1 protein-coding gene is annotated in these 772 nt (G+C 55.7%); it reads left to right on the top strand.

The window, feature by feature from the left end:
• Nucleotides 1-616 (top strand): HAD-IC family P-type ATPase (locus tag DK870_RS29080; RefSeq protein ID WP_161550421.1); only part of this gene is annotated, 616 nt, incomplete at its 5' end.
• Between the last annotated feature and the right edge of the window lie 156 nt (nt 617-772).

Below are 772 nucleotides of genomic sequence, written 5' to 3'. Positions count from 1 at the left end.
GCTACAACATGACGGCAAGACTGTGTCAGTGCTGTTCGACGAACAGAGCCATGAAGCACTTGGATTGGTAGCTCTGCGGGATGAACCGAGAGCCGATGCACAAGCAGCCGTGGCCCAGCTCAAGGCCATGGGCGTGCGCTCCGTCATGCTCACCGGCGACAACCACCGCACCGCCCAGGCCATCGCCGGCCATTTGGGTATGGAATGGGAAGCTGAACTGCTGCCAGAAGATAAGCTGCGCCTGATCAACGAAATGAAACTCAACGCCAAGGTCGCCATGGTCGGCGATGGCATCAACGACGCACCTGCACTGGCAACAGCAGATGTGGGTATCGCGATGGGTGGAGGTACCGATGTGGCCATCGAAACCGCCGACGCAGCGCTGCTGAAAAACAGTGTTACCGATGTGGCTCACCTCGTTGCACTATCGCGTGCAACCATGGCCAACATCCATCAGAACGTGATTTTCGCGTTGGGTCTGAAGGGGGTGTTCCTGATCACCACTGTGCTGGGTATCACCGGCCTATGGTTCGCAGTGTTGGCCGATACCGGCGCAACCGCGCTGGTTACGCTGAATGCGTTACGTTTATTGCGTTTTAAGGGCGCTGTTTCCTAAATAAGGGAACTATCAAGCTCTCCTGTGATCCGATCTCTTAAGAGACGGACTCAGGAACAGACAGATGGGAAAGGCGCGACACAACATCAGCAACTGGCGGCAGTACCATCGTGCCTTAATCAATCGTGGCTCTCTCACTTTTTGGCTCGATGAACA

The sequence above is a fragment of the Pseudomonas sp. Q1 genome (assembly GCF_009935975.1).
Classification (GTDB): domain Bacteria; phylum Pseudomonadota; class Gammaproteobacteria; order Pseudomonadales; family Pseudomonadaceae; genus Aquipseudomonas; species Aquipseudomonas palleroniana.
Note: the sequence above shows the minus strand (reverse complement) of the source record. Positions and strands in the feature narration are given on the sequence as shown.